Consider the following 21,964-nt stretch of genomic DNA (forward strand, 5'->3'; position numbering starts at 1 on the left):
CAAGGAGATACGGGACGATGTCTGAAACCGTAAACCTACCCGCACTGGGTGAAAGCGTTACCGAAGGTACGGTAACCCGCTGGCTGAAGCAGGTCGGCGACCGTGTAGAGGTAGACGAGCCGTTGGTGGAAGTATCCACTGACAAGGTAGACACTGAAGTTCCTTCGCCGGTTGCTGGCATCATTGAGGAAATCTTCGTAGCAGAAGACGAGGACGCAGAAGTTGGCGCCCCTCTGGTTCGCATTGGCGACGGTTCCGGCTCCGGCGAGTCCGCACCAGCTGCTGAAGAAGCACCGGCTGCTGAAGAGGCACCTGCTGCTCCGGCTGCTGAGGAAGCTCCTGCTGCTCCAGCTGCTGAAGAAGCTCCTGCTGCCGCACCGGCTGACGGCGCTGCATCGGGCACCGAAGTTACCCTTCCAGCTCTGGGCGAGTCGGTTACCGAAGGTACCGTCACCCGTTGGTTGAAGGAAGTTGGCGAAGAAGTTTCCGTCGACGAGCCACTGCTTGAGGTTTCGACCGACAAGGTTGACACCGAAGTTCCTTCCCCAGTTGCTGGTACCTTGCTGGAAATCCGCGTTCCAGAAGACGAGACCGCTGAAGTTGGCGCCGTTCTTGCTGTAATCGGTTCCGCTAACGCAGCGCCAGCCAAGGAAGAAGCACCAGCTGCTGCTCCAGCTCCAGCTAAGGCAGAAGCTCCTGCCGCTCCAGCCGCTCCAGCCTCTGAAGCGAACAACGAGTCCGGCTACGTCACCCCACTGGTACGCCGCTTGGCTAACCAGAACAACATCGATATCGCTTCGGTGAAGGGTACCGGCGTTGGCGGTCGCATCCGCAAGCAGGATGTTCTGGACGCTGTAGCTGCTCAGGAAACTTCTGCGCCGACTGCTGCTCCTGCTGCTGCCAAGCCAGCTGCTCCTTCCGTTGAGGTTTCCTCGCTGCGCGGCACCGAGGAAAAGGCTCCACGTATCCGCCAGGTTATCGCTCGCCGCATGCGCGAGTCGCTGGACGTTTCGACTCAGCTGACCCAGGTCCACGAGATCGATATGACCCGTATCGTGAAGCTGCGCGCTTCGGCCAAGGCCAACTTCAAGGCCACCAACGGTGTGAACCTGACATACCTGCCATTCATCGCCAAGGCTGTTGCCGAAGGCCTGAAGGCACACCCTAAGTTGAACGCTGAGTACAACGAAGAGACCCAGAAGATCACTTACCACAATGCCGAGCACCTGGCATTTGCAGTCGATACCGACAAGGGCCTGCTGGTTCCTGTTGTATCGAACGCTGGCGATCTGAACCTGGCTGGCATGGCTTCGCGCATTGCTGACGTGGCAAACCGCACCCGTACCAACAAAATTGGTCCAGACGAGCTGTCCGGTGGCACCTTCTCGATCACCAACATCGGTTCGGTTGGCGCACTGTTCGATACCCCGATCATCAACCAGCCACAGGTCGCAATTCTGGGCACCGGTGCGATCGTGAAGCGTCCAATGGTCGTTACCGATGCAGAGGGCAATGATTCGATTGCCATCCGCCACATGATGTACCTGTGCCTGACCTACGATCACCGTCTGGTTGATGGCGCCGATGCAGGTCGCTTCCTGCAGACCGTCAAGGCTCGCCTTGAGGGTGGCGCTTTCGAAGGCGAACTGGGACTGTAAAGAACCAGCTTTTGCTTTCGTAGCTTAGGTAGATAATCGCCCCTGTCGTTGATTCGACAGGGGCGATTCTGCGTTTTCTACGATCAGTCGAAAATAGATTAGGCTAGTTCCATGACTATTCTTCTTTCAGTACTGATTTTCGTGCATATCTTGGGTGCAGCCGCTATTTTCGGTGGCTGGCTAGCTAATTTCAAGACTCCAACTGTCTCGGTATGGCAGTGGTACGGAGCTATCGTTCAGCTGGTAACGGGTCTGGCCATGGTCGGCATTATCGAAGCTGGCGACGGTTCGCCAAACCACATGAAGATCGGCATCAAGACCGTCATTGCAATCGTCATCTTGGTCGCTGCCTTCCTTGGCCGTAAGAAGTTGAAGAACGGCGAGGAAGTTCCTACCGGCATCGCCCACGCAGTAGGCGGCTTGGCGCTGATCAACATCGCGATCGCCGTACTCTGGAGCTAATTCCTAGAACTTCATCGGCGGGAGTGGTATTCAAAGGCTTTGAGCAAGCTTTGATTACCACTCCCGCCGCTTGGCATTTAACGACGCAATACCTTCCCGATCTTCCATTGCTCCTGAACTAGTACCAGTTCCACTTCGATACGCTGTGGTGGCGCGGCCTGGACCGTATGGATAGTTTCCCCGTGAGCATCTACATAGCGGTATTCGCTCTGGGTTGAGGTCGCGGAAAGGATGACCGAATCCCCTTGCCCACGCGCGGTGATTGAGACATCTTCAAGCTTCGTGCGCAAGTGATCAATTCCGAGTCCCATCTTCTGCAACTGTGCAATGGTTTCCAGATCCCGTTGCAGCTGCTCAGCACCTTCGGCATACAGCCCTTTGAGCTTCTCCCCTGCAAGCTTGCCCATCGCGTCATCGCGTTCACCAGTGAGCGCCAAGAATGCTGAGATCACTGTGTCTTGATTCAGCGCACAGGCCGGCATTTGGGCACCATCTTCGATTCTGCAGCTCGGTGCCGCGGGTGCCGGCGCTGGCGTGGCACTGGTTTCAGTGGCTAGTGCCGCCCGAAAATGGTTGACTCCTAGAAAGCTGCCAAGAATAACTGCAAGCCCCAGGACACCGGTCCCTGCTAATTTCACGGCCCCGGGAGTTCTTCGCAGGCGGTGTATTTGCCAAGCTTCGTGGCTCACCGCAGAACCTTTACTGGCGGCTGGATCCTTTCGGTGCTTGAGGCGATTGCGTGCAGCGTGCTGCTCGTTAGCCGGGTGAATTGTTTCCATCAGATGTGTGGCTTCGGCGGCTATATGACCTTCCCATCGAATTGGTTCTGCTGGGCAGCTGGCGAACAGGGTGCGTGCAAACTGGTCCGCGGTGGGCCTTGCTTGTGGATCCGGATTCAATGAGTCAATCAGCAATTCGTGGATAATCGTTGGAAGTCCAGGGAACATCACGCTAGCTGGCGGACGCATCAGTTCTTCTTCAGGAACGCGCCCAGAAAGCAGAAACCACAGGCAGGCACCCAAGGAAAATACGTCCTGCTCGCCGGTTTGCCCCTCGCGTGTTCCGGCCTGCATTTCAGGGGCCATGAACCCCGGCGTGCCAGAACCACTCAGTACCTGCTGATCCGAAGCCGATTCCTGGAAATCGATAATTTTCGGCATTCCCTTGGCCGTGAGCAGGATATTGGCTGGCGACAGATCCCCGTGGCGTTGGCCTTGCGCATGCATCACCGACAGGGTTTGGGCGATGGGCGCCAGAGCGGTCACGCACTCCCCCAGGGCAAAAGCGCTACGGTTGGCTACCAACTCGGCCAAGCTGCCTCCGGGGCAATATTCCATAATCAGCCCTTCGCCCAATTGCGTCATTAAAGTCCCGTAAAAAGGCTCTTCAGGAATAAGAGTGTAACCACCTGAAACCAACACCCCGATTCCCGGGCATGTCGCCGAGCACGAAAAAGTCGAGGTCTTCCAGAAGAATGGAAGTTACTACACTAGCCATTTTCGAAAGACCTCGACGTTGCTCAATCCTACCTTCACCGCACCAGACCTCACCACTTTCACCAATCTTGACGGCTTGGGACTGACCGCAATCGGGCAACACCTGAGCGCAGCGAAAGCCGAAATCCTCTGCCACGTCACCAACCCGATCCCTTGGTGCCAAACCTGCGGAGCAGCAGGCATTCCACGCGATACCGTCACCCGCCGCCTCGCCCACGAACCATTGGGCTGGCGTCCCACTGTCCTAGTCATCAAACACCGCCGCTACCGTTGCGCCAATTGCCAACGAGTCTGGCGTGAAGAGCTGTCCCAAGCAGTAGCGCCACGCCAGAAAATCAGCAGGACCGGGCTACGCTGGGCGCTGGTTGGACTGGTCTGCCACCACTTGTCAGTCTCCCGAATTGCCGAAGGCCTCGGCGTCACCTGGAATACCGCCAATGAGGCTGTGCTGGCTGAAGGTCAACGCTTACTGATTGATGATCCAACCCGCTTCGACGGGGTCAAAGTGCTGGGAGTCGATGAACATGTTTGGCGGCATACCCGAACCGGCGACAAATACGTCACCGTGATTGTGGACCTCACCGCGGTGCGTGACGGCACCGGTACCGCACGACTGATCGACATGGTCCCTGGAAGATCCAAAGCTGTATTCAAAACCTGGCTGGCTGATCAAGAAGAACAATGGAAACAGGGCATTGAAGTCGTCGCAATGGACGGTTTCACCGGCTTCAAAACAGCTGCCGTCGAGGAGCTACCCCACGCGGTGGAGGTGTTGGATCCATTCCATGTAGTCAAACTAGGTTCCGAGGCGCTGGACCAGACCCGGCAACGGATTCAACGTGAGCAACATGGGCGTCGAGGACGCAAGGATGACCCGCTTTACAAGTGCAGGCGAACGCTGACCACGGGACTATCCTTGGCTACGGAAAAGCAGAAGACCAAGCTTGAAGACCTGTTCAAGGAGCCGGAGTATGAGCCGGTTCAATTGGTCTGGAGCGTGTATCAGAAGATGGTGGATGCCTACCGGCAACCGAAGCCCGAGGTCGGACGGTGGGCCTTGGAGCAACTGATCAACGAAGTTGGCACGAAGGTACCGAAAGGGTTGCCGGAGCTGAAAAAGCTCGGCGGCACCCTGCGCAGGAGGAAGACGGACATTCTCGCGTACTTTGATCATATTGGTAGTTCGAATGGTCCTACCGAGGCTTTGAATGGCAGGTTGGAGCATCTGCGAGGTATCGCGTTGGGGTTCAAGAATCTGGCGCACTATATCGCCCGGTCGTTGTTGGAGACCGGTGGGTTTAGACGGCGTTTACACCCTCAATCCTGAAGAGCCCGTAAAAATCGACGACATATTTCCTCGATTGCGTGATCTGTTCTTGCCGCATTGAAACAACGTTTTCGATAGTTAGGCTAAGTTTAAGGGTTAGATACGACTGGTCGCTTTCCCTCCGGATCAGCCAAACTTTGCATGGTGACTTGGCACTTAGGGGCTTGACCGTAATGTGCCCGGGGCTTGTGGGCCAGGCCAGAACATTCGTTGATTCATCCATGTGTCCGTTGTATCCGAAAATCAAGAATTGCAAGCTGGATATCCACAGGTGCGGGCATGGCAACTGAATTAGCGACCGATCGTTCAAGAGCGTAGGCTAACCGTCATGGCGATCGAATTCGAACGAGTCGGACTAGGCTCAAAATTTGTGCCCTACATGGAAGCTTGGGATTACCAAGTCCAGCTGCATGATGCGGTAGCCGCGGACACACAAACCCCAAAAGTCCTGTTCCTGGAGCACGAAGCGGTATACACCGCTGGCAAGAGAACTGAACCTGAAGACCTCCCGCTGGACGGAACCCCCGTGGTCGATGTTGACCGTGGTGGAAAGCTGACGTGGCATGGACCGGGACAGCTGATTGGCTATCCCATCGTCAAACTACGCAAAATCAGCGCCATCCGCCTGTACGTGGAGACTTTGGAAGAAGCACTGATAAACGTGGTCAGCGAGTTGGGAATCCCCACCACACAGATCAAGGGCCGCTCCGGAGTCTGGGTTCCTGGCAAAGATGGCGCCCAGGACCGCAAAATTGCGGCCATCGGAATCCGCATCAACCACGGCGTGACCATGCATGGCTTCGCGCTGAACTGCTCGAATGAACTTTCTGCGTACGACCAGATCATCCCCTGCGGTATCTCCGATGCCGGTGTCACCACCATTTCTGAAGAACTTGGCCGTACAGTCCGCCCCGAAGACGTCGTGGACCGCGTGCAAGCCGAAATTGAGCGTCTGCTCACCCCACAAGTCGTTTAGACAGTCACGCCCTCCCCATAGAAAGAGCTGTTAATGAGTGTCGAACCAGAAGGCCGTCGTATGCTGCGCGTAGAAAAGCGAAACGCTGCAGTCCCGGTGGAGCGTAAGCCGGACTGGATCAAGGCCAAGTTGAACATCGGCCCTGAATACGTAGGTTTGAAGAACCTCGTGCAGTCCGAAGGCCTGCACACCGTCTGCGAAGAAGCAGGCTGCCCGAATATTTTCGAGTGCTGGGAAGACCGTGAGGCATCGTTCCTCATCGGTGGTTCCGAGTGCACCCGCCGTTGCGATTTCTGCCAGATCGCCACCGGCAAGCCAGCACCGATTGACCGCTCGGAGCCTTTCAAGGTCGCGATGAGCGTGAAGAAGATGGATCTGCGCTACGCCACCGTTACCGGCGTGGCCCGCGACGACCTCGAAGATGAGGGCGTCTGGCTGTACGCAGAAACCGTGCGCCAGATCCACAAGATGAACCCGAGCACCGGTGTGGAACTGCTGATTCCTGACTTCACCGGGAAGCCGGAGAACCTGGATGCGATCTGCGACTCGGCCCCTGAGGTCTACGCCCACAATGTGGAGACCGTGCCGCGTATCTTCAAGCGCATCCGTCCGGCCTTCCGCTACCAGCGCTCCATGGATGTCATCACCCATGGCCGCAATCGTGGCCTGATCACCAAGTCGAACCTGATCTTGGGTATGGGCGAAACTCGCGAAGAAATTTCCGAGGCCATGCGCGATCTGCACGAAGCCGGTTGTGACCTGCTGACCCTGACCCAGTACCTGCGCCCCACCGACTTGCACCTGCCAGTTGACCGTTGGGTCACCCCGCAGGAGTTCGTGGAACTGCAGCAGGAAGCCGAAGAAATCGGCTTCGCCGGGGTCATGTCCGGTCCTTTGGTACGTTCTTCCTACCGCGCAGGGCGCTTGTGGGCTGGAGCCATGCGCAAGAAGGGCCGCGAAATACCTGAGGCACTGGCACACATCGAATCCTCGGGCAATACCCGCCAGGAAGCTGCCTCGCTGATCAGGTAGTTTGATCCGAAAAACTTTCAAGCACGTCAGGCTCCGGAGCTTTTGACTAACGTCATTGGCACGCTCCGGGGCCTTTCGCCACCGCATGAACGGACAATCGGACTGAAAAAGTCATGTTCGTCCTCGCTCGGCTTAGATCTATCAACTTCATCGCGTAGAATTAAGGCACTATGGCCAAAAACTCCGACAACGACGCAGGCGCGCCTAAGCGTGGCTTGTTTTCGCGTAAACCAAAAGCTGAGAAGAAGAACAAAGAACCAGGCCGCCTGAAGCAAATCGGCCAGGTCTTCCAGATGACTCGCCGCAACGACCCTATGGTCGTGTGGTGGATGGCATTGGCCGCCTTGGCCGTTATTGCTGTCTGCTTGGTCATCGGCTTCTTGATCAATAACTGGATCACGATGTTGATCATCGCGATTCCACTGGCGTTGCTTGCCGCAATGTTCATCATGTCCCGCCGCGCCGAAAAAGCCGCGTTCTCGCAGCTTGAAGGACGTCCCGGGGCTGCTGGCGCTGCCATGAGCGTGCTGCGTCGCGGCTGGATCCTGAAGCAGGAGCCAGTTGCCTACAACCGTCACCAGGATCTGGTATTCCTGGGCATCGGACGCCCTGGCATTGTCCTGGTCACCGAAGGGCCGAAGTCGCGAGTCCGCGAACTGGCTGCTTCCGAGCGCAAGCGCATTGCCCGGGTGCTGCCGAACGTTCCCGTACACGTGATCAACGCTGGTCCCGATGAAGACCAGACCCCCTTGGCTGAGGTCGGCAAGAAGATGAAGAAGCTTCCAAAGTCAATCACGAAGTTGGAAGTCAGTGCAGTCGACAAGCGTCTGAGCACGCTGACCGCAAACCGTCTGCCTATCCCTAAGGGTGTAGATCCAAACCGCGTCCGTCCAAACCGCCGCGCAACCCGCGGACGCTAAAGACGAACAATAAAGAAGCCGCAACGGGAATTCCCGTGGCGGCTTCTTTATTGCCTTCTAGCGTTATTCCTAGGTGATGTTCACCAGAATGGTCTTGGGCAGGCGGTCATGCAGTCCGCGCTGGTCCTTGTCGGTGATGAACGCTGGTATGGCCAGGCACAGCAGCAATGATCGAATCAAACCCTGCAGTGGCTTAATTGCTGTTCCGTCCAGGGCCTGGACCTGCAGTCCGAAGGTTCGATGCCCGATGGTGTGACCGGTAAACCCGACTCCGATGATCTGTCCTGCGCAGAATAGGCTCAATGTAGCCAGATCATGGCTGTCAAACAGCCACCAGCTCAACAGCATCGATAGGCCCCAGTCCAAGAGCAGCGCGCCAACCCGTCGAGGGAATCTGGCAATTGATCCGGGGCCCTTCTCAGGACGCCCCATATCTTGCCCAGGCCATTCTTGCGTATTGTGCTGCGGCGGCCCTTCAAGCCACGAGCTGAAGTCTTTTCTTTCCACTAGGACAGTCTATCCAGCGATCCTGTGCGCCACTGTCATAACGAGATTGAACCAACAACTAACCAAGTCACATTGTTACAGGTCGCTATTAGTGCAGATCAGGGCGATTCGACACGCCCGGATTTTCCACTTGTAACAGGCTGGAAACAATAGAGACACCATTCAGAAATGGATTGTAGGTAGGATTGATTCGTAAGCAAGAGAACCAGCCGGATAGTTCTGGCTACAAGTTCCGTTTACCAAACCTTATATCTCACCAGGGAGTAACCTGCACATGTTTACCAGTCCAGAAGAAGTCTTGGCATATATTGCCGAAGAGGACATCAAGTTCGTCGATATCCGTTTCACCGACCTACCCGGTGTACAGCAGCACTTCAACGTGCCAGCCAAGTCCGTGGATGCCGACTTCTTCGTCAACGGCCAGCTTTTCGATGGTTCCTCCATCCGCGGCTTCGCCGGCATCTCTGATTCCGACATGCAGCTGATCCCAGATGTAACCACTGGTTTCATCGATCCGTTCCGTCTGGAAAAGACTCTGGCGTTCAACTTCTCGATCATCAATCCACGCACCGGTGAGCCATACCACCGCGACCCACGTGGTGTTGCAGAACGCGCAGAAGCATACTTGGAGTCCACCGGTATCGCTGATACCGCGTTCTTCGCTCCAGAAGCAGAATTCTTCATCTTCGAAGACGTTCGCTACGAATCCAAGCCACAGGGCGCGTTCTACTCGATCGATTCCGACGAGGCACCTTGGAACACCGGCCGCAAGGAAGAGGGCGGCAACCAGGGTTACAAGACCCCATTCAAGGGCGGCTACTTCCCAGTGGCTCCAACTGACAAGCAGGCTGACCTGCGCGACGCCATCTGCGTTGAGTTGGACAAGGCAGGCCTCGAAGTTGAGCGCAGCCACCACGAGGTCGGCGCAGCTGGCCAGGCTGAAATCAACTACAAGTTCAACACCATGGTTCACTCGGCCGATCAACTGATGCTCTTCAAGTACATCGTGAAGAACGTCGCTGATGCATGGGGCAAGTCCGCAACCTTCATGCCGAAGCCAGTCTTCGGCGACAACGGCTCGGGCATGCACGTGCACCAGTCGCTGTGGGCCAACGGCGAACCACTGTTCTACGACGAAAAAGGCTACGCTGGCCTGTCCGATACCGCTCGCTGGTACATCGGTGGCCTGCTGAAGCACGCTGATGCAGTGCTCGCGTTCACCAACCCAACCGTGAACTCCTACCGCCGCCTGGTCAAGGGCTACGAAGCTCCAGTGAACATGGTTTACTCGCAGGGCAACCGCTCTGCCGGTATCCGTATCCCAATCACCGGTTCGAACCCTAAGGCCAAGCGCATCGAGTTCCGCGCTCCAGATGCCTCCTCGAACCCATACCTGGCATTCGCAGCTCAGCTGATGGCTGGCCTGGACGGCATCAAGAACCGCATCGAACCAGCAGAGCCAATCGACAAGGATCTCTACGAGCTTCCTGCCGAAGAGGCCAAGGATATCCAGCGCGCTCCTGAAAGCCTCGAAGATGCTCTGAAGGCTCTGGAAGCCGACCACGAGTTCCTGCTCGAAGGCGGTGTCTTCACCGAAGACCTGATCCAGACTTGGATTGAGTACAAGCGTGAATACGAAATCCGACCACTGAGCCTGCGCCCTAACCCATACGAGTTCGAGCTCTACTACGGTTGCTAGCTAGATAACGTGGGTCAAGCCCGTTTAGTCCGCAGAGAGTCCGCACGAGTTGCCAGAGCATTGCTCACGGCGGCGCGTGTGGACTCTTTTGCGTCTTCCATCAAGTGACCGTAAACGTCCAGAGTTGTCTTCGCTGAAGCGTGACGCATGGCCGCTTGCACCTTCTTCACATCTTCCCCGGACGCAATCAAGAATGACGCGAAGAAATGACGCAAGTCATGGATACGGAAATTTTCAGGCAAACCCTCGACGGTAGCGCGGGCAGTCCTGAACCGCGCTTCGATAGTGTACGGAGCTGCAGCCCGGCCATTCTCCAGGGTCACGAAAGTTTCGCTACCCCACTTCGCCGGATTCTTATTCAGCTCGAACGCAAGTTCTCGAGGAATCGGGATATGATTTTTTGATTCTTCAGTTTTCAAGGGCACGCCCGGATACTGAATAACCGGGCTAATGTAGCCTCGCAGGGCGTCCACGTCCTGCACTCGCAACGCTGCAATTTCTGAGACTCGCAGACCGGCAAACGCACCTAATAGGATGACGTTTTTCATGCCGTCCGGCATCGCATCATAGAGCGCCCACACTTGCGCCTCGGTGGCCACGTAGGGGCGTTGCTTGCCCGCAGGTGGCGCGATCTTACGGCTAATAGGCGTCCGCACCAGTAGGCCGTCTTCCACGGCATCCGAAAGCATGTGAGCCAACCGCCGATAGAGCGCATGAATCGTGGAATCAGCTAAGCCCTCATTCTTCAACGCCGCTAGCCAATTCTTAACCGCCGTAGGCCGAATGTCTTTCAGCGGCATGTCGCCGAAGGCGGCATTGATCCGCTTTACATGCGTCTTGGCTTGCTTCACCGAGCCAGGCCGATTCACTTCGTAGCCCTTGAGCCAGTGCTCAGACCAAACACGCATGGTTGTACCGGCATCCTGGGGGCTGATATACGCGCCGCTTCGAATCTTGGCCGCTTCACCTTCAGCCCATGCCTGGGCATCAATCTTGCGGGCGAACGTCTTAGCCTTCTCCCGCCCTTCAGGGTCGATATATGTTCCGAGCCAGCCACCTTTAGGGAACCGTGCCGAGGGATTACGGCGGCGCGCATTCGTGGTGCCCGGCGTGCGAGTTTGCCGCGTCACGACTTTTCCTCGCTCGCATCCTGCAACTTCACCGTGAGCGCCGCTAAGTGACTCATGAGCTTATTAGCCCGCTGCTGGTCTTCAGCGAGTTCGGCTTGATTGGTCGCAATGCGTTCCTGATACTTCCGGAGCTCCAAATTTGTTGCGTCCAGTTCAGCCCGCAATGCTGCAATATCAACTTTGTTCCTATTTCGCGGAAACACCATTTCAATCAGCGCGACAGGGTGAATATTCAGGACGTTACTAAGCGCTTCAAGCTCCGCAATGGTCGTAGGCCTATTACCCAGCTCCAACTTCGTCACCGTATTCGTTCGCATCTCCGCGCCCCAGAACGTGAGCAAGTCCGCTAGTTCGGCTTGTGTGAGCCCATGACTACGCCGCAAGTCTTTGATTACTTCGCCCAGGCGCTTCCCTACCGGCTGCCCATCATCATTATTCGTCATAGGAACATTATATTTCTTCTTCAGGAGTTGACAACCTCAGCTACGCTCATTAATAATTATTCGTACCAAGAATAATTTTCGGATTCTTAGGAGGAATCATGAGCACCTTATTCGCTTCACTTATGACGTTGGCCGAAGTTGCCAAGGCAACCGGCATCCCAGTAAACACGCTTCGCTACTACCGCCAGATCGGCGGCAAGGGGCCGAAGTCGGCGCTTATCGGTGGCCGCGTGATGTACCGGGAGCAGGACGTTATTGATTGGGTAAATGCCCAATTTGATCAGGACGCCAGCTAATGGCCGACCTCAACCCCGGCGACCGCGTGAAGCACATCTTTACCGGCGCTGAAATGACCGTGACCGGTCCCGGATACTTCGGCGATGAAATCGAAGTACGCACCGGCAACGGCGGCAAAGAATACGTTGACCCGTTCCTAGTTGAACCGATCGACGGCAAAGAAAAAGACCGTAGCGGACTCGCCAAAGTCACCGCTACGGCCAACGAAACCAACACCCAGAAAGAACGTGATTTCATGTCTAACTCTACCTTCAAGCCCGGCGACATTGTGCGCGATACCGAAACTGGCGACTTTTACCGCGTCGCGTCTACTGAAGATGAATTCGGTTATGTCGGCTTCTACCGCATCAGCCCGCAGGTCGAACACATTCTCCCGCGCTTCATTGAGCACGCCGACACCGACCAGGGCGACGCTCAGCCCATGGAAGAGCCCGAAGAACCTAAACACCCCGAGTCGGAGCTCCACGCCCGCCTCATTGATTGGGGAGCATCCGAACGCACTACGGTTCACCAGCTCATTCGCTTCGCTCTCGACACTGAAATTGACGTCAAAGCATTGTTCAACGCTTACGCTTCGCTCGGCTTCATCCCGAACGGCGGGGCAAACAATGTATAAGACAATTCAGTTCGCCGTCCGCACCGTCTTTTACTCCGGCGTTTTCCTCGCCCTGGTCAGTATTCCCCAGATCATCGCTTTGGCCGCAGGAGCACCGATTGTTTACTAACCCCGCTGAGCCCGCCGAGTTGCCGACCATGGACGGTGTTTATGCCGTCGTCGTCGAATGCCAGCCCAAGCTTCAGGGCGTCCACGTGCCACCCCGGCATCGCCGCCGCGTCTATCTATCGCTGGCACCGGCAGAGAAGGCAGTTGAGCGCGCTCGCGTAGCAGGCTTGCGGGCCACGCTCACGCTCTACCGCCTCACGCCCGCAGGACACAACTAAGCACCGAGGAACCATCATTACCGACACAACAGAGAGGGGGCGAAGTGGCTAAGGAAATCACCATCAGCTCGGAACGCCTGAACGCTGATCATCCCCTCGGCCCGCTCGTTCCTATGGAGCGCTTCGACTGGGAGCGCATTCTAGGGCGTTGCAAGTTCAAGCCACGTTCAAGCGCTAAGGTAGTCGGCTACACGCTGGCCACGTTCGCAGATTTGAAGACCGGGGGCAACATCAAGCCGGGCAACAAGCTTATTGGGCTTCGCGCCGGGGTCGGCAAAGATGCAGTAATCAATGCAATGCAAACGTTGCACGACATTGGACTTATCCACAAGGTGCGCAACGGCTCCAACTTTGGGCGCGGGGGTAAGACCTCAGAGTTTCGCCTCACTGCGCCCGAAGGCCTCGCCGAAACCTACTACGAAGAACGCAATGCCCGAACGTGGGATTACTCCGACCAGTGGCCTATCGAAACTTGGCTTGAACAGGTCGGTTCAAGTGGACTTGATAATTCAGGCGAACAGGTCGGTTCAAGTGGAGGTGTTTCTAGCGAATCTGACAAGAACAGGTCGGTTCAAACGTCAGAACAGGTCGGTTCAAATGCAGAACAGGTCGGTTCAAACGTCGAAACAGGTCGGTTCAACCCGACACTAAGGAATCAAGAGGGAACCATTTTAGGGAATCAGATTAGGGAATCATCAGCGGCGTCTCCCAGCGCAACGTTAAGTAGGAGCGACGAAAATTTTGCTGCTGCCCAAGATGATGATGATTTTCAAAACTCCACCCAAGCCCAATACGCCGCCGCTCTCGACCACCTGCTAACCCTCGAAGACCACGGCGCTAAGTTGCTCGCCGCCGTCGAAGATTCAAATCCTGATCTTTCACTCACCCAGCGAGTCATTGAAGCCGCAAGCCTCGCACAACACCGCAAAGGAAAAGCAGCATGACCATTGACCCATACGACCGCGAAGCGGTTATCAAGTTGCTTCGCCGGGCCGGTGACCACATCGCCCAAGGCGTTCGATCAAACGCTATCCATACAGAAATTTCTTGTCTTGCCGACCATCTAGAGCAGGAGGATTAGCCGCCATGGCCTACGTCTACACCGATAAGACTTTGCAATCCGAGCACTGGCCGGAGCCCACGCAAGCAGCCGTCTTGTGGGAACGCGCCAAGCACTGGGAGCAGCAAGCGCGCTACTGGGCTGGGCGAGCAATCTCCGCAGAACGGCGGATGCTCGAACACGAATGCTCTGAGGAAGGCAACTAATGCAACCTGACTTTCGCCCGTACATCTCCCGCATTTATCCGGACGTATGGAACACCCGAGGCGGCGAGCGGATCAACGGAATTGTGCTCTTCGGCTTCTCCGGCATCGCTGCACATCTCACCCCCGCTGAATGCTTCTCCCTGGCCGATCAGCTTGTAGACGCAGCCGAACGACTGCCAAGCCCAGCCGAAGTAATCCGAACCGAAGCCCGAAGGCGAAAAGCTCAGCGCAAACCCAGCTTGCACAGTCCACGACTCACAGCAGCCGATGGAACCGAAGAACCACCCCTAGAAACAACACCAGCAGAAAGCGAATAACCCAATGAGCGAAGAAAGCTTAGAAGACTCCCAATACGAAATTGCCGATACCTACGGCCTCGATGAAAAGGACACCGAACTGCTCGAAGGGCTAACCCCTGACCAAATGGTGTCAGTTGCCCAGCGCATGTCCCGCACGCCCAGCCCCTACTTCAGCGCCCGAGCTGAAACCAGCCGTCACACCTTTTGAAAGGCCAACAAATGACCAACCCAGATTTCAGCCGTCCAGCCACCAACAGCACCAAGGAAACCATGACTAACCCAGACTTCACAGGCAAGAGCACTGAAACCACCGAAGCGCCGACCGTAACCCCCGCAATCGAGAAAGCACACCCAATGAACCGCTACGCACTCACCGAAAATAGCCATACCAACCCAAGCACTGGCAGCACCTACAAGTTGCCCCAGACTCTTCGGAGCATCACGCGGATGCTGAAGAATCACAACCTGGACGCCCCGCAAGAATTGCTCAACGGGCTCGCGTCAACGGTCATCGCAGCAAAGCAGCGCGTCAACGCACTTAACCCCGAAAGCAACGGTCAGTACCTCGACAACGCCGCCCAGGCAGTCCTCAAGGGAGAAGACCCGCAAGAGCACCTATTGCAACACGTCATCTGGAGCCAGACCACCGTAGGTCTAGAACAACGCGTCGAGGCGCTTGCCCGCGCAAACTACCTCCAGGCACTCAACAGCAACGCCGACAACATCACCCGCCAAATCGGAAAAAAGCTCTTCTTCCCCGCCCTGGCCGATCTTGCTTCATTGCTCGACAAGCACCCAGGCAAACAGTGGAGCCTAGACGCTGCAGTGAACGCAAAGGACTTCACACACGCCGCGCTAATCGAAGCCAACGCGCACATTGCCAACAAACTGCATGATGCTTGCCAGCTCCGCGCACTGCTCTACACCCCCGAAGCCTTCACAGACGAAGCCGCATACATGACCTTGCCCGGCTTCAAAGGCAACTTTGCCACCGACAACCTGCAATGGTGGGTACAAATCCTGGACCAGGGCCATTCGCTATGGTTCCCAACTGCCAACGAATGGCACAAGGCAACCAACGGCGAAGAGTTCAGCGAATACCGCAAGGCCGAAGCTGAAGCCCTAGCCGAACTCAATGCAGAGGCCGAAACTGGGGTTAGCCTGAATTAGTGGACACCCGAACAAGCGGGATCAGCCGATCCCGTATTTGAGAGGATGTCATTAATGAGCAATATGAAAAAGCAACGCAGGTCCTTCACCGAGGAATACCGCCGGGAAGCAGCCGGCCTGGTCATCGACACCGGACGCAGCATCAGCGCAGTCGCCAAGGAACTGAACCTCGGCGAGCAGACACTGGGCACCTGGGTGAAGAAGGAACGATCCCGCCGAGGCCTGGACGGCGAGCCGACCGGAGCGCTGGACGAGTCCGAACGCGAAGAACTCAAACGCTTGCGCAAGGAAGTCTTCGAGCTGCGGGAAGACAACCGCTTCCTGGGAAAAGCGGCCTCCTTCTTCGCGTCGAAGCAACATCGGTCGAACGGTTCGAACTGATGCACGCGTTGAAGGATGAGTTCGCCTTGACCCGCATGGCGGCCTTGCTTCACGTCTCGAAATCCGGGTACTACGCCTGGAAGCAACGCCAAACCGCTGGCCCATCCGCAAGGGCTGCCGCGCAACGGGAGCGAGATGCGAAGGTCGCGAAGGTCTTCAACGACTCCCACCAGACCTACGGAGCCCCTCGGGTGGCCGCCCAGCTGGCCCGCGAAGGATCACCAGCGGATCCCAAGACCGTGGCTGCCTCGATGCTGCGCCAAGGCATCGAAGGGATCAGCCCCAGGAGGTTCACCCCCGTGACCACGATCCAAGGCGTTGACACCTACCACCTGCCCGATCGCGTGCACCGCCAATGGGACCAGGGCGCCTTGGACAAGGTCTGGATCAGCGACATCACCTACCTGCGTACCAATGAGGGCTGGCTGTACTTGTGCGCTGTGCGTGATGGCTGCTCCCGCCGGGTGCTGGGCTGGTCGCTGGACAGCGTGCAGAATACCGATTTGGTGGAAAGGGCCCTGCGCATGGCCAGGACCCTGCGGGGGAAGATTCCGGGTCAGGTGGTGTTCCACGCGGACCGCGGCTCGCAGTTCACTTCCGCCCAGCTGCATGAGGTGGCTGTTGAGCTGGATCTGCTGCAGTCCGTGGGGCGCACGGGCGTGTGCTGGGATAACGCCATGAGCGAGTCATTCTGGTCGACGCTGAAGACCGAGTTCTATGACCGGTACCGGTGGGCTACCCGGGCGGACGCCAAGCAGAAGGTGGCTTGGTGGATCGAGGATTTCTATAACCGCCGCCGGTTGCATTCAAGTCTGGGGATGGTTCCTCCGGTGGAGTTTGAGCAGAAGCTTCGCGGTCAGCAGGAACGCGTTGAACAGCATAGGACCGTGCTAACGCTAGCAGCATGAGCTAGATCACGTGTCCACTAGTTGCGGGGAACCTCACAACTGAGGAAAATTCCTCAGTTGACGAGCCTCGCGTGTCTCACGGCCTCGACGGTAAGGGGAACCGAGCTACAACAATTAGCTCAGTTCCCCTCAGTGACCCGGCAAGTCGGAACCAAGCCGGGGCAACGCTTCAGACTCTAGCCGACACGCCGGACACTATGTCGACGCGCTCACCGCTGCAGACTTCTCGCGACAAAAAGAATCCCCGGCGCTAACCCATAACGCCGGGGATTCAAACACCCGATACAGGGAGCAGAACGTAATCCCAGTTTAACAACTTTCGATCTGATTTAACAGGCTGAAAGTTTCATCCATAGCCCGCGTCAACCGGCGCGGGCTCTTTTACGCCCAAAAATGGGCAGAAATGGAGCCTCTGAAATGGCTACTATCCTTTGGTACAACCTTTTGCTTGACGGAAATTACGGCTCGAAAACGAAGGCCGCGTTGCAGCACTTGCTCGCAGACCATGGCTGGTACACCCGCGAATGTGATGGAAGTTTTGGCTATCATTCCCAGCTTGCGCTGCAGAAGTGGCTCAAGTATGACGCGGCAGGATACTTTACGGGTTACCCGAATACCGACAAGCACGCCTACTACACAGGCCGACTTGATGGAAACGCGGGCAGCATGACCTGGGAGGCATTCCGAGACGGCCTTCAGGATTACCTATGGGCCGTTAACGCCACTAACAAGACGGTCGGCAAGGTCTACCCGAATCCATACCCACACGGCGGGGATGCATCTACGCAGTTCGTTGCACAGATGCAGCGGTTCTTGAACACTAATCGCCGATAATCTAAAATCGCCCCGCCGGGTTCATTGCGAATTCGGCGGGGCGATTTTTTGTTGCTCAAATTTAGGGATAAATGTATGTTCCGTTTTCGACGGCAATTGACCTGTCGTAATCAGCGCGTGTGTAAGTACCTGTGAACCTTTCGTCTCGCGTGTGAGCCGTGATCTTGTCAAGCTCGGGATGATCCTCGGCTAGTTCATCCATGATTAACATGGCGAGCACTTCCGGGTTCTCATACGAGGCATTATCCATGATGATTACCAGTTCACCGTCTGTACCATTAGCGAACGAATCGACATAGTAGTAAGGGTATGGGATTTGATCGGGGCACTTAGCGCCATGGGATTCGAGCCACTCTATCCCAATATCATTAGCCCATTTTTGACCTTTAGAATCAGCTTCAGGCCATTCCCATGCGATGCAGTTTATATCCCAATCCGATTCTGGGCGGCCCGAATCGATTGCTTCCTGCTTTTTCTTAGCAATATCAGCAGCCGAGAGTGCCACGGAATTGACGCTCACCGAAGGCGTAGGGCTGGCTACTGCCTGGGCGCTGGAAGCTGCTGTGGGGCTTGGCGTGGCATCGGCGGACTGATTGCCCGCAGAGCAACCCGCGAGGGCGAGAGAAGCGATTACAGCAAGGGCAGCAAGTTTCGTTTTCAATTGGCTTTCCTCCAAAAGGTCTAAAAATAGTCTACGGGCAATGGCGGACAACTGGCTTTACGAGTCAGACTTCTTTGGTCGCCCGCCGTGCCCAGGGCGTGAATCGTTCCAAGCGTCGATAGTTTCTGGAAGCCAGCCACGAATGTTGCGGGGTGGGTCGCCAATTTCCGCATCAGGTTCAGGGAGGCGGCCATCGTCGGCATATTTCTTCGCAGTGTGTGGTGAAATGCCTAGATGCGTTGCCACACCGTTGAGTGATAGGTAACGGATAGTCATTTCTTTGTTTTCACCGCCCGAATGAGCACCGTAGCGCCAATGATGAGAGCGCCGATTCCCAGCATGAGCTTCACTAGCGGTTCTACCGGCAAGAAGAACACGATGATTGCTATCGCGATAAGCGCGATTCCAGTTTTATCCATAATGTGTCAAAGTGGATTGGAGGGTGACCCCCGGCTAGTTTGGACAGCCGGGGTTCACCTTTACTTTTTCTTCTTCTTGGACTTGGTTGCTGATATCAGTCTCGCAAGGCCTCCGAGGAAGATTCCTAGTCCTGCTAGGAGTGCTCCAATTTGATCCACCCTGTACCTCCTTTCTGATATTAATTCTATACGCTCAATCTGCAAAGTGCAAGCTGAGCGTACGAATTTATCAGAAAAGTATGCGGTACACCTCGGCCCCATCCTCATTGCGAGGTGGGGCGCTTTCTGCATTTAAGTTCAGTCACGCGCAACTAGCATGGATTGCGGACTTGTTGTTTCGATCTACGGCGCGAGTCGTAGAATCGCCAACTGAAACCTCCACCAATTTCAGAACCGGATTATCCCAACCGGCAGTGTCGAGAACATTCGCACCGAGTAATTCAAGGTCGCAATCAGTCCAACTTTGATCCTTGACTGTGATCGCTAGAACACCCTGTGTTGGCTGGCTCCACGACTTGATGTAATGGTGGGCAAGCTCTGGGTTGAACTCATCGAACGTAGATTTTGAATTGCCGTTCAATAGCAGATTTATCATGTCGTCTGCCCATTCTTGCGCAGGATCAACGATCTTGTTTGGCGTGGGCGACGGCTTAGGTTTGGCAATCGCCTGAACAATCGGCGTACCAGCATTGGCTTCGGCGGTCAGCTTCGCGTCATTCTTCAACAGTGACGGGCTTGTCGCTGAAACGACGAGAACGGCCACGAGCGCCACTAGGACGACTAGCACGGAGATGTTCCCTAGGATTCGCTTAGTTGAGCGCGACACAATTCCTCCAAGTGATGGTTGCTACGAGTCTAACGATAATCCGCGACATTATGAACTAGTTTTCCTCGGTCGCCCGCCGTGACCTGGGCGGGTAGCGTTCCAGGTGTCGATGGTTTCGGGCAACCAGCCCCGCGTATTGCGGGGCGCGTCGCCAATTTCCGCGTCATGCACGGGCAACCGCCCTTCGTCCGCATATTTCTTAGCGGTATGCGGAGAAATGCCGAAACGCTGAGCAACGCGATTCAATGACAGATACCGAATGGTCATGCGCGCTTCGCTTTCAACGCCCGAACAAGGAGTGTAGCGCCCACGGCAAGGGCTATGACACCTAGAGGGAACGATACCCACCACGGTTTAGGGATGAAGAACGCGACCGCGCAAGCCGCCATGAACACTAGGGCTAATACTGTTTCTTTCATGTAGACCTCTCAACGGTTCCGGTTGCCCGGCAGGAAGGAAGCAAGCCGGGGCAACTATTGTGACTGTATCGGACACACCGGACACCTCGCATTATCCGTTACTGATTATTCACCCGTAACACTTATTTGAGCATTGCACTAAGCGTTACAAGTGACTCACTTGTAACGCTTACTGATCTATGCCATTATCTGTTACATGGAAGTCACTTGTAACACTTGCGGCAAGACATTCGCGGCCAAGCGCTCCGATGCTCGCTATTGCTCAGGACAATGCCGGACACGGGCGCACCGCGTGCGAAACTCCCCGGATGAACCTAAGCGGCCACGCGCTCCCCTGTCCAATTTATTCAGGAACGCCGTGACGAATTCCCAGAGCAACGTCGAGCGCCTGGAACGCCTCGTCAATGACGACCGCTTCGCACGCAGCCGAACGGCACTCGCTGAGGTGAACAAGTCTCGTATTCGGTATCAAATCGAAGTCCTGCAAAAGATTCATGACCAGCTCGAAGGCAAATAGTTATCAGTCCGCAGACAGTCCGCAAAAAGTTAGTTTTCGGTCGTTTTTGACCATTGCCAGCCAACAACAAAAATCCCGGAATCTCGCGGAAACTGGCACACTTCAACAATCGTCATTCAGCGTCTTTTAGAACGAGCTCTACTACGGTTGTTAATCAGCTAGCGGGAGAAGTTTCCGCGTAGTACGCAGAAAGTCCGCACAAGCTGCCAGAACATTGTTCTTGGCAAGCTTGTGCGGACTTTTCTATTTCAGCCAGCGAGGCACGGGCAACCAAGGCCGCAGTAGGCGCTCGGTCCCCTAAGCAACGGCTAATATTCCTGCTTGTCGTCCTTCGCTTCCCAAAGTTCGAAGGCGCGAATCGCACCGGAATCCTCAACTCGGGTAAAAGGTATTTTCCGCGCGCTCATTGGAAGCTCGAGCTCGTTGTAAATGAAATCATCATCGAAACCGATGGCGGCGGCTTCTTCACGATTATTGGCGAAGTAGACGTGCTTGAAGCGGGACCAATAGATGGCTCCCAAGCACATGGGACACGGTTCGCAACTGGTGTACAGCTCGCACTCGGACAGGTCAAAACTGCCCAACACCTGTCCTGCGGCACGGATGGCATTGATCTCCGCATGCGCCGTGGGATCCATCGAACCGACCACCGAGTTACAGGCGGCGGAAATGACCTTGCCCTCCAGAACAACCACGGCACCGAATGGTCCGCTGTCATCAGCTTCCAAGGCCAAGAGGGATTGATCAATGGCCGCCTGCATCAGCTGCGGGTCAAACATCGTAGGAACTCCCCTGCACTAGTACTACGCGTAACGGTGACACGATCCACCATAGTCTCCCATCATGGACTCTGGCAGGGATGGGCGGAAGAATCCCGGGTGCCGATCAGGGCTTGAGTGCCCGCAGGTAACGCCACCGGGTGACCCACTGAGCCGCGATCAGCAGCCAGAAGACTCGCCGCCAGGACGGAACATCAGAGGGTTCGGTCACCGACCTGACACGCAGGAAAACCAGCTGCCCTACGCGTTCGAGAATGAAAGCTTCCACGCCCTGGACGGGGTGCCCTGGCAGTGTCCGGTAGGAAAAGCCCACCCAGTGTTCTTCTTCTGCGACTTCCATGACTTCCACCGGTTCCACCACGCGCAGCAGGCCAGCACCGATGGTGATCACGGGTTGCTGGCCGGCAACAGCGGGCACCTGCGGATCGATCTTGAATCCGCTACGGGTCTTCACTTCCCAATTGAGCAAGGCAGCGCTGGCCTCGTTCCACAGCTGTGCGCTCGCACCCAAGAGCACTCGGCGCTCCCACGGCCGGCACGAGGAAGCCAGCGGACGCCAGGAGCGCACCAGCAGCGCTTCAACGGTCATGCTGCTG

Annotated in this window: 27 protein-coding genes; 19 read left to right on the top strand and 8 right to left on the bottom strand. The window is 56.2% G+C overall.

The genetic code is table 11. The features are described 5' to 3' along the window. Positions 1 to 17: 17 nt before the first annotated feature. Entirely contained in the window at positions 18 to 1,658 is a 1,641-nt protein-coding gene (gene sucB, locus AARI_RS11040) for a 2-oxoglutarate dehydrogenase, E2 component, dihydrolipoamide succinyltransferase (RefSeq protein WP_013349371.1), read from the top strand. Positions 1,659 to 1,769: 111 nt separating this feature from the next. Continuing rightward, entirely contained in the window at positions 1,770 to 2,120 is a 351-nt protein-coding gene (locus AARI_RS11045) for a hypothetical protein (protein WP_013349372.1), read from the top strand. A 77-nt stretch (positions 2,121 to 2,197) separates the two neighbouring features. Here AARI_RS11045 and AARI_RS11050 read toward each other — a convergent pair whose 3' ends face one another. Then, positions 2,198 to 3,484, bottom strand: a complete 1,287-nt coding sequence (locus AARI_RS11050; protein ID WP_041648839.1) for a serine/threonine protein kinase — start codon at positions 3,482 to 3,484, stop codon at positions 2,198 to 2,200. A gap of 151 nt (positions 3,485 to 3,635) precedes the next feature. Between AARI_RS11050 and AARI_RS11055 the strand changes: the two genes are divergently transcribed. From AARI_RS11055 to AARI_RS11070, 4 genes are all read left to right on the top strand, one after another. Beyond that, a complete protein-coding gene (locus AARI_RS11055; RefSeq protein ID WP_013347368.1) occupies positions 3,636 to 4,943 on the top strand; it encodes an ISL3-like element ISAar19 family transposase in 1,308 nt (435 codons plus the stop codon). 301 nt (positions 4,944 to 5,244) lie between these two features. Further along, complete coding sequence (lipB, locus tag AARI_RS11060; RefSeq protein WP_257997959.1) at positions 5,245 to 5,919, top strand: lipoyl(octanoyl) transferase LipB; 675 nt, start codon at positions 5,245 to 5,247, stop codon at positions 5,917 to 5,919. A gap of 33 nt (positions 5,920 to 5,952) precedes the next feature. Further along, complete coding sequence (gene lipA, locus AARI_RS11065; RefSeq protein WP_013349374.1) at positions 5,953 to 6,951, top strand: lipoyl synthase; 999 nt, start codon at positions 5,953 to 5,955, stop codon at positions 6,949 to 6,951. A 170-nt stretch (positions 6,952 to 7,121) separates the two neighbouring features. Next, complete coding sequence (locus AARI_RS11070; RefSeq protein ID WP_013349375.1) at positions 7,122 to 7,871, top strand: DUF4191 domain-containing protein; 750 nt, start codon at positions 7,122 to 7,124, stop codon at positions 7,869 to 7,871. Between the two features lie 69 nt (positions 7,872 to 7,940). On the opposite strand, the gene AARI_RS11075 is transcribed toward AARI_RS11070, so the two are convergent. Then, positions 7,941 to 8,303, bottom strand: coding sequence for an RDD family protein (locus AARI_RS11075; protein WP_049862628.1), 363 nt, complete (start codon positions 8,301 to 8,303; stop codon positions 7,941 to 7,943). 349 nt (positions 8,304 to 8,652) lie between these two features. Here AARI_RS11075 and glnA point away from each other — a divergent pair, with 349 nt between their 5' ends. Further along, positions 8,653 to 10,077 (top strand): type I glutamate--ammonia ligase, encoded by a 1,425-nt coding sequence (gene glnA / locus AARI_RS11080; protein WP_013349377.1) that lies wholly within the window; start codon positions 8,653 to 8,655, stop codon positions 10,075 to 10,077. Positions 10,078 to 10,091: 14 nt separating this feature from the next. On the opposite strand, the gene AARI_RS11085 is transcribed toward glnA, so the two are convergent. Next, positions 10,092 to 11,207 carry a site-specific integrase gene (locus AARI_RS11085; RefSeq protein WP_013349378.1) on the bottom strand — a complete coding sequence of 372 codons (1,116 nt, stop codon included), beginning with the start codon at positions 11,205 to 11,207 and terminating at the stop codon, positions 10,092 to 10,094. After that, complete coding sequence (locus AARI_RS11090; RefSeq protein WP_013349379.1) at positions 11,204 to 11,650, bottom strand: helix-turn-helix domain-containing protein; 447 nt, start codon at positions 11,648 to 11,650, stop codon at positions 11,204 to 11,206. The genes AARI_RS11085 and AARI_RS11090 overlap by 4 nt, the downstream gene beginning before the upstream one ends. Positions 11,651 to 11,748: 98 nt before the next feature. Between AARI_RS11090 and AARI_RS11095 the strand changes: the two genes are divergently transcribed. The 11 genes from AARI_RS11095 to AARI_RS11145 all read left to right on the top strand — a co-directional run bounded on the left by AARI_RS11095 (position 11,749) and on the right by AARI_RS11145 (position 17,747). After that, positions 11,749 to 11,946: a helix-turn-helix transcriptional regulator gene (locus AARI_RS11095; RefSeq protein ID WP_041648841.1), complete on the top strand. Its 198-nt coding sequence runs from the start codon at positions 11,749 to 11,751 to the stop codon at positions 11,944 to 11,946. Continuing rightward, positions 11,946 to 12,563, top strand: coding sequence for a hypothetical protein (locus AARI_RS11100; RefSeq protein ID WP_013349380.1), 618 nt, complete (start codon positions 11,946 to 11,948; stop codon positions 12,561 to 12,563). The genes AARI_RS11095 and AARI_RS11100 overlap by 1 nt, the downstream gene beginning before the upstream one ends. Positions 12,564 to 12,661: 98 nt before the next feature. Next, a complete protein-coding gene (locus tag AARI_RS11105; protein ID WP_041648843.1) occupies positions 12,662 to 12,889 on the top strand; it encodes a hypothetical protein in 228 nt (75 codons plus the stop codon). A 44-nt stretch (positions 12,890 to 12,933) separates the two neighbouring features. Beyond that, the gene (locus tag AARI_RS11110; protein WP_013349383.1) at positions 12,934 to 13,833 is read left to right on the top strand and encodes a hypothetical protein; all 900 of its coding nucleotides are present in this window, start codon (positions 12,934 to 12,936) and stop codon (positions 13,831 to 13,833) included. Continuing rightward, complete coding sequence (locus AARI_RS19685; protein WP_013349384.1) at positions 13,830 to 13,970, top strand: hypothetical protein; 141 nt, start codon at positions 13,830 to 13,832, stop codon at positions 13,968 to 13,970. The genes AARI_RS11110 and AARI_RS19685 overlap by 4 nt, the downstream gene beginning before the upstream one ends. A gap of 5 nt (positions 13,971 to 13,975) precedes the next feature. Next, entirely contained in the window at positions 13,976 to 14,155 is a 180-nt protein-coding gene (locus AARI_RS11115) for a hypothetical protein (RefSeq protein WP_013349385.1), read from the top strand. Continuing rightward, entirely contained in the window at positions 14,155 to 14,472 is a 318-nt protein-coding gene (locus tag AARI_RS11120; RefSeq protein WP_013349386.1) for a hypothetical protein, read from the top strand. Before AARI_RS11115 ends, AARI_RS11120 begins: the two co-directional genes overlap by 1 nt. 4 nt (positions 14,473 to 14,476) lie before the next feature. Continuing rightward, the gene (locus AARI_RS11125; protein ID WP_013349387.1) at positions 14,477 to 14,662 is read left to right on the top strand and encodes a hypothetical protein; all 186 of its coding nucleotides are present in this window, start codon (positions 14,477 to 14,479) and stop codon (positions 14,660 to 14,662) included. Positions 14,663 to 14,673: 11 nt separating this feature from the next. Next, a complete protein-coding gene (locus AARI_RS11130; RefSeq protein ID WP_013349388.1) occupies positions 14,674 to 15,624 on the top strand; it encodes a hypothetical protein in 951 nt (316 codons plus the stop codon). Between the two features lie 54 nt (positions 15,625 to 15,678). After that, positions 15,679 to 16,913, top strand: a protein-coding gene (locus AARI_RS11140) for an IS3-like element ISAar26 family transposase (RefSeq protein WP_102598714.1) whose coding sequence is annotated in 2 segments (ribosomal slippage) — positions 15,679 to 15,946 and positions 15,946 to 16,913 — 1,236 coding nt in all. Because the reading frame shifts where the segments join, the coding sequence is not laid out codon by codon here. A 417-nt stretch (positions 16,914 to 17,330) separates the two neighbouring features. After that, positions 17,331 to 17,747 (top strand): hypothetical protein, encoded by a 417-nt coding sequence (locus AARI_RS11145; RefSeq protein ID WP_013349391.1) that lies wholly within the window; start codon positions 17,331 to 17,333, stop codon positions 17,745 to 17,747. A gap of 61 nt (positions 17,748 to 17,808) precedes the next feature. Here the strand turns inward: AARI_RS11145 and AARI_RS11150 are convergent, their stop codons facing one another. Continuing rightward, positions 17,809 to 18,408 carry a YajG family lipoprotein gene (locus tag AARI_RS11150; RefSeq protein ID WP_013349392.1) on the bottom strand — a complete coding sequence of 200 codons (600 nt, stop codon included), beginning with the start codon at positions 18,406 to 18,408 and terminating at the stop codon, positions 17,809 to 17,811. A 720-nt stretch (positions 18,409 to 19,128) separates the two neighbouring features. Beyond that, positions 19,129 to 19,590: a hypothetical protein gene (locus AARI_RS11160; protein WP_157867137.1), complete on the bottom strand. Its 462-nt coding sequence runs from the start codon at positions 19,588 to 19,590 to the stop codon at positions 19,129 to 19,131. An 840-nt stretch (positions 19,591 to 20,430) separates the two neighbouring features. Here AARI_RS11160 and AARI_RS19690 point away from each other — a divergent pair. Next, positions 20,431 to 20,589 carry a hypothetical protein gene (locus tag AARI_RS19690; protein WP_013349397.1) on the top strand — a complete coding sequence of 53 codons (159 nt, stop codon included), beginning with the start codon at positions 20,431 to 20,433 and terminating at the stop codon, positions 20,587 to 20,589. A 308-nt stretch (positions 20,590 to 20,897) separates the two neighbouring features. Here AARI_RS19690 and AARI_RS11175 read toward each other — a convergent pair whose 3' ends face one another. Both AARI_RS11175 and AARI_RS11180 read right to left on the bottom strand, forming a co-directional pair. After that, positions 20,898 to 21,368, bottom strand: a complete 471-nt coding sequence (locus tag AARI_RS11175; RefSeq protein ID WP_013349398.1) for a nucleoside deaminase — start codon at positions 21,366 to 21,368, stop codon at positions 20,898 to 20,900. Between the two features lie 106 nt (positions 21,369 to 21,474). Beyond that, entirely contained in the window at positions 21,475 to 21,957 is a 483-nt protein-coding gene (locus tag AARI_RS11180; RefSeq protein ID WP_013349399.1) for a DUF1990 family protein, read from the bottom strand. Positions 21,958 to 21,964: the final 7 nt, after the last annotated feature.

The sequence above is a fragment of the Glutamicibacter arilaitensis Re117 genome, from assembly GCF_000197735.1.
Lineage (GTDB): Bacteria > Actinomycetota > Actinomycetes > Actinomycetales > Micrococcaceae > Glutamicibacter > Glutamicibacter arilaitensis.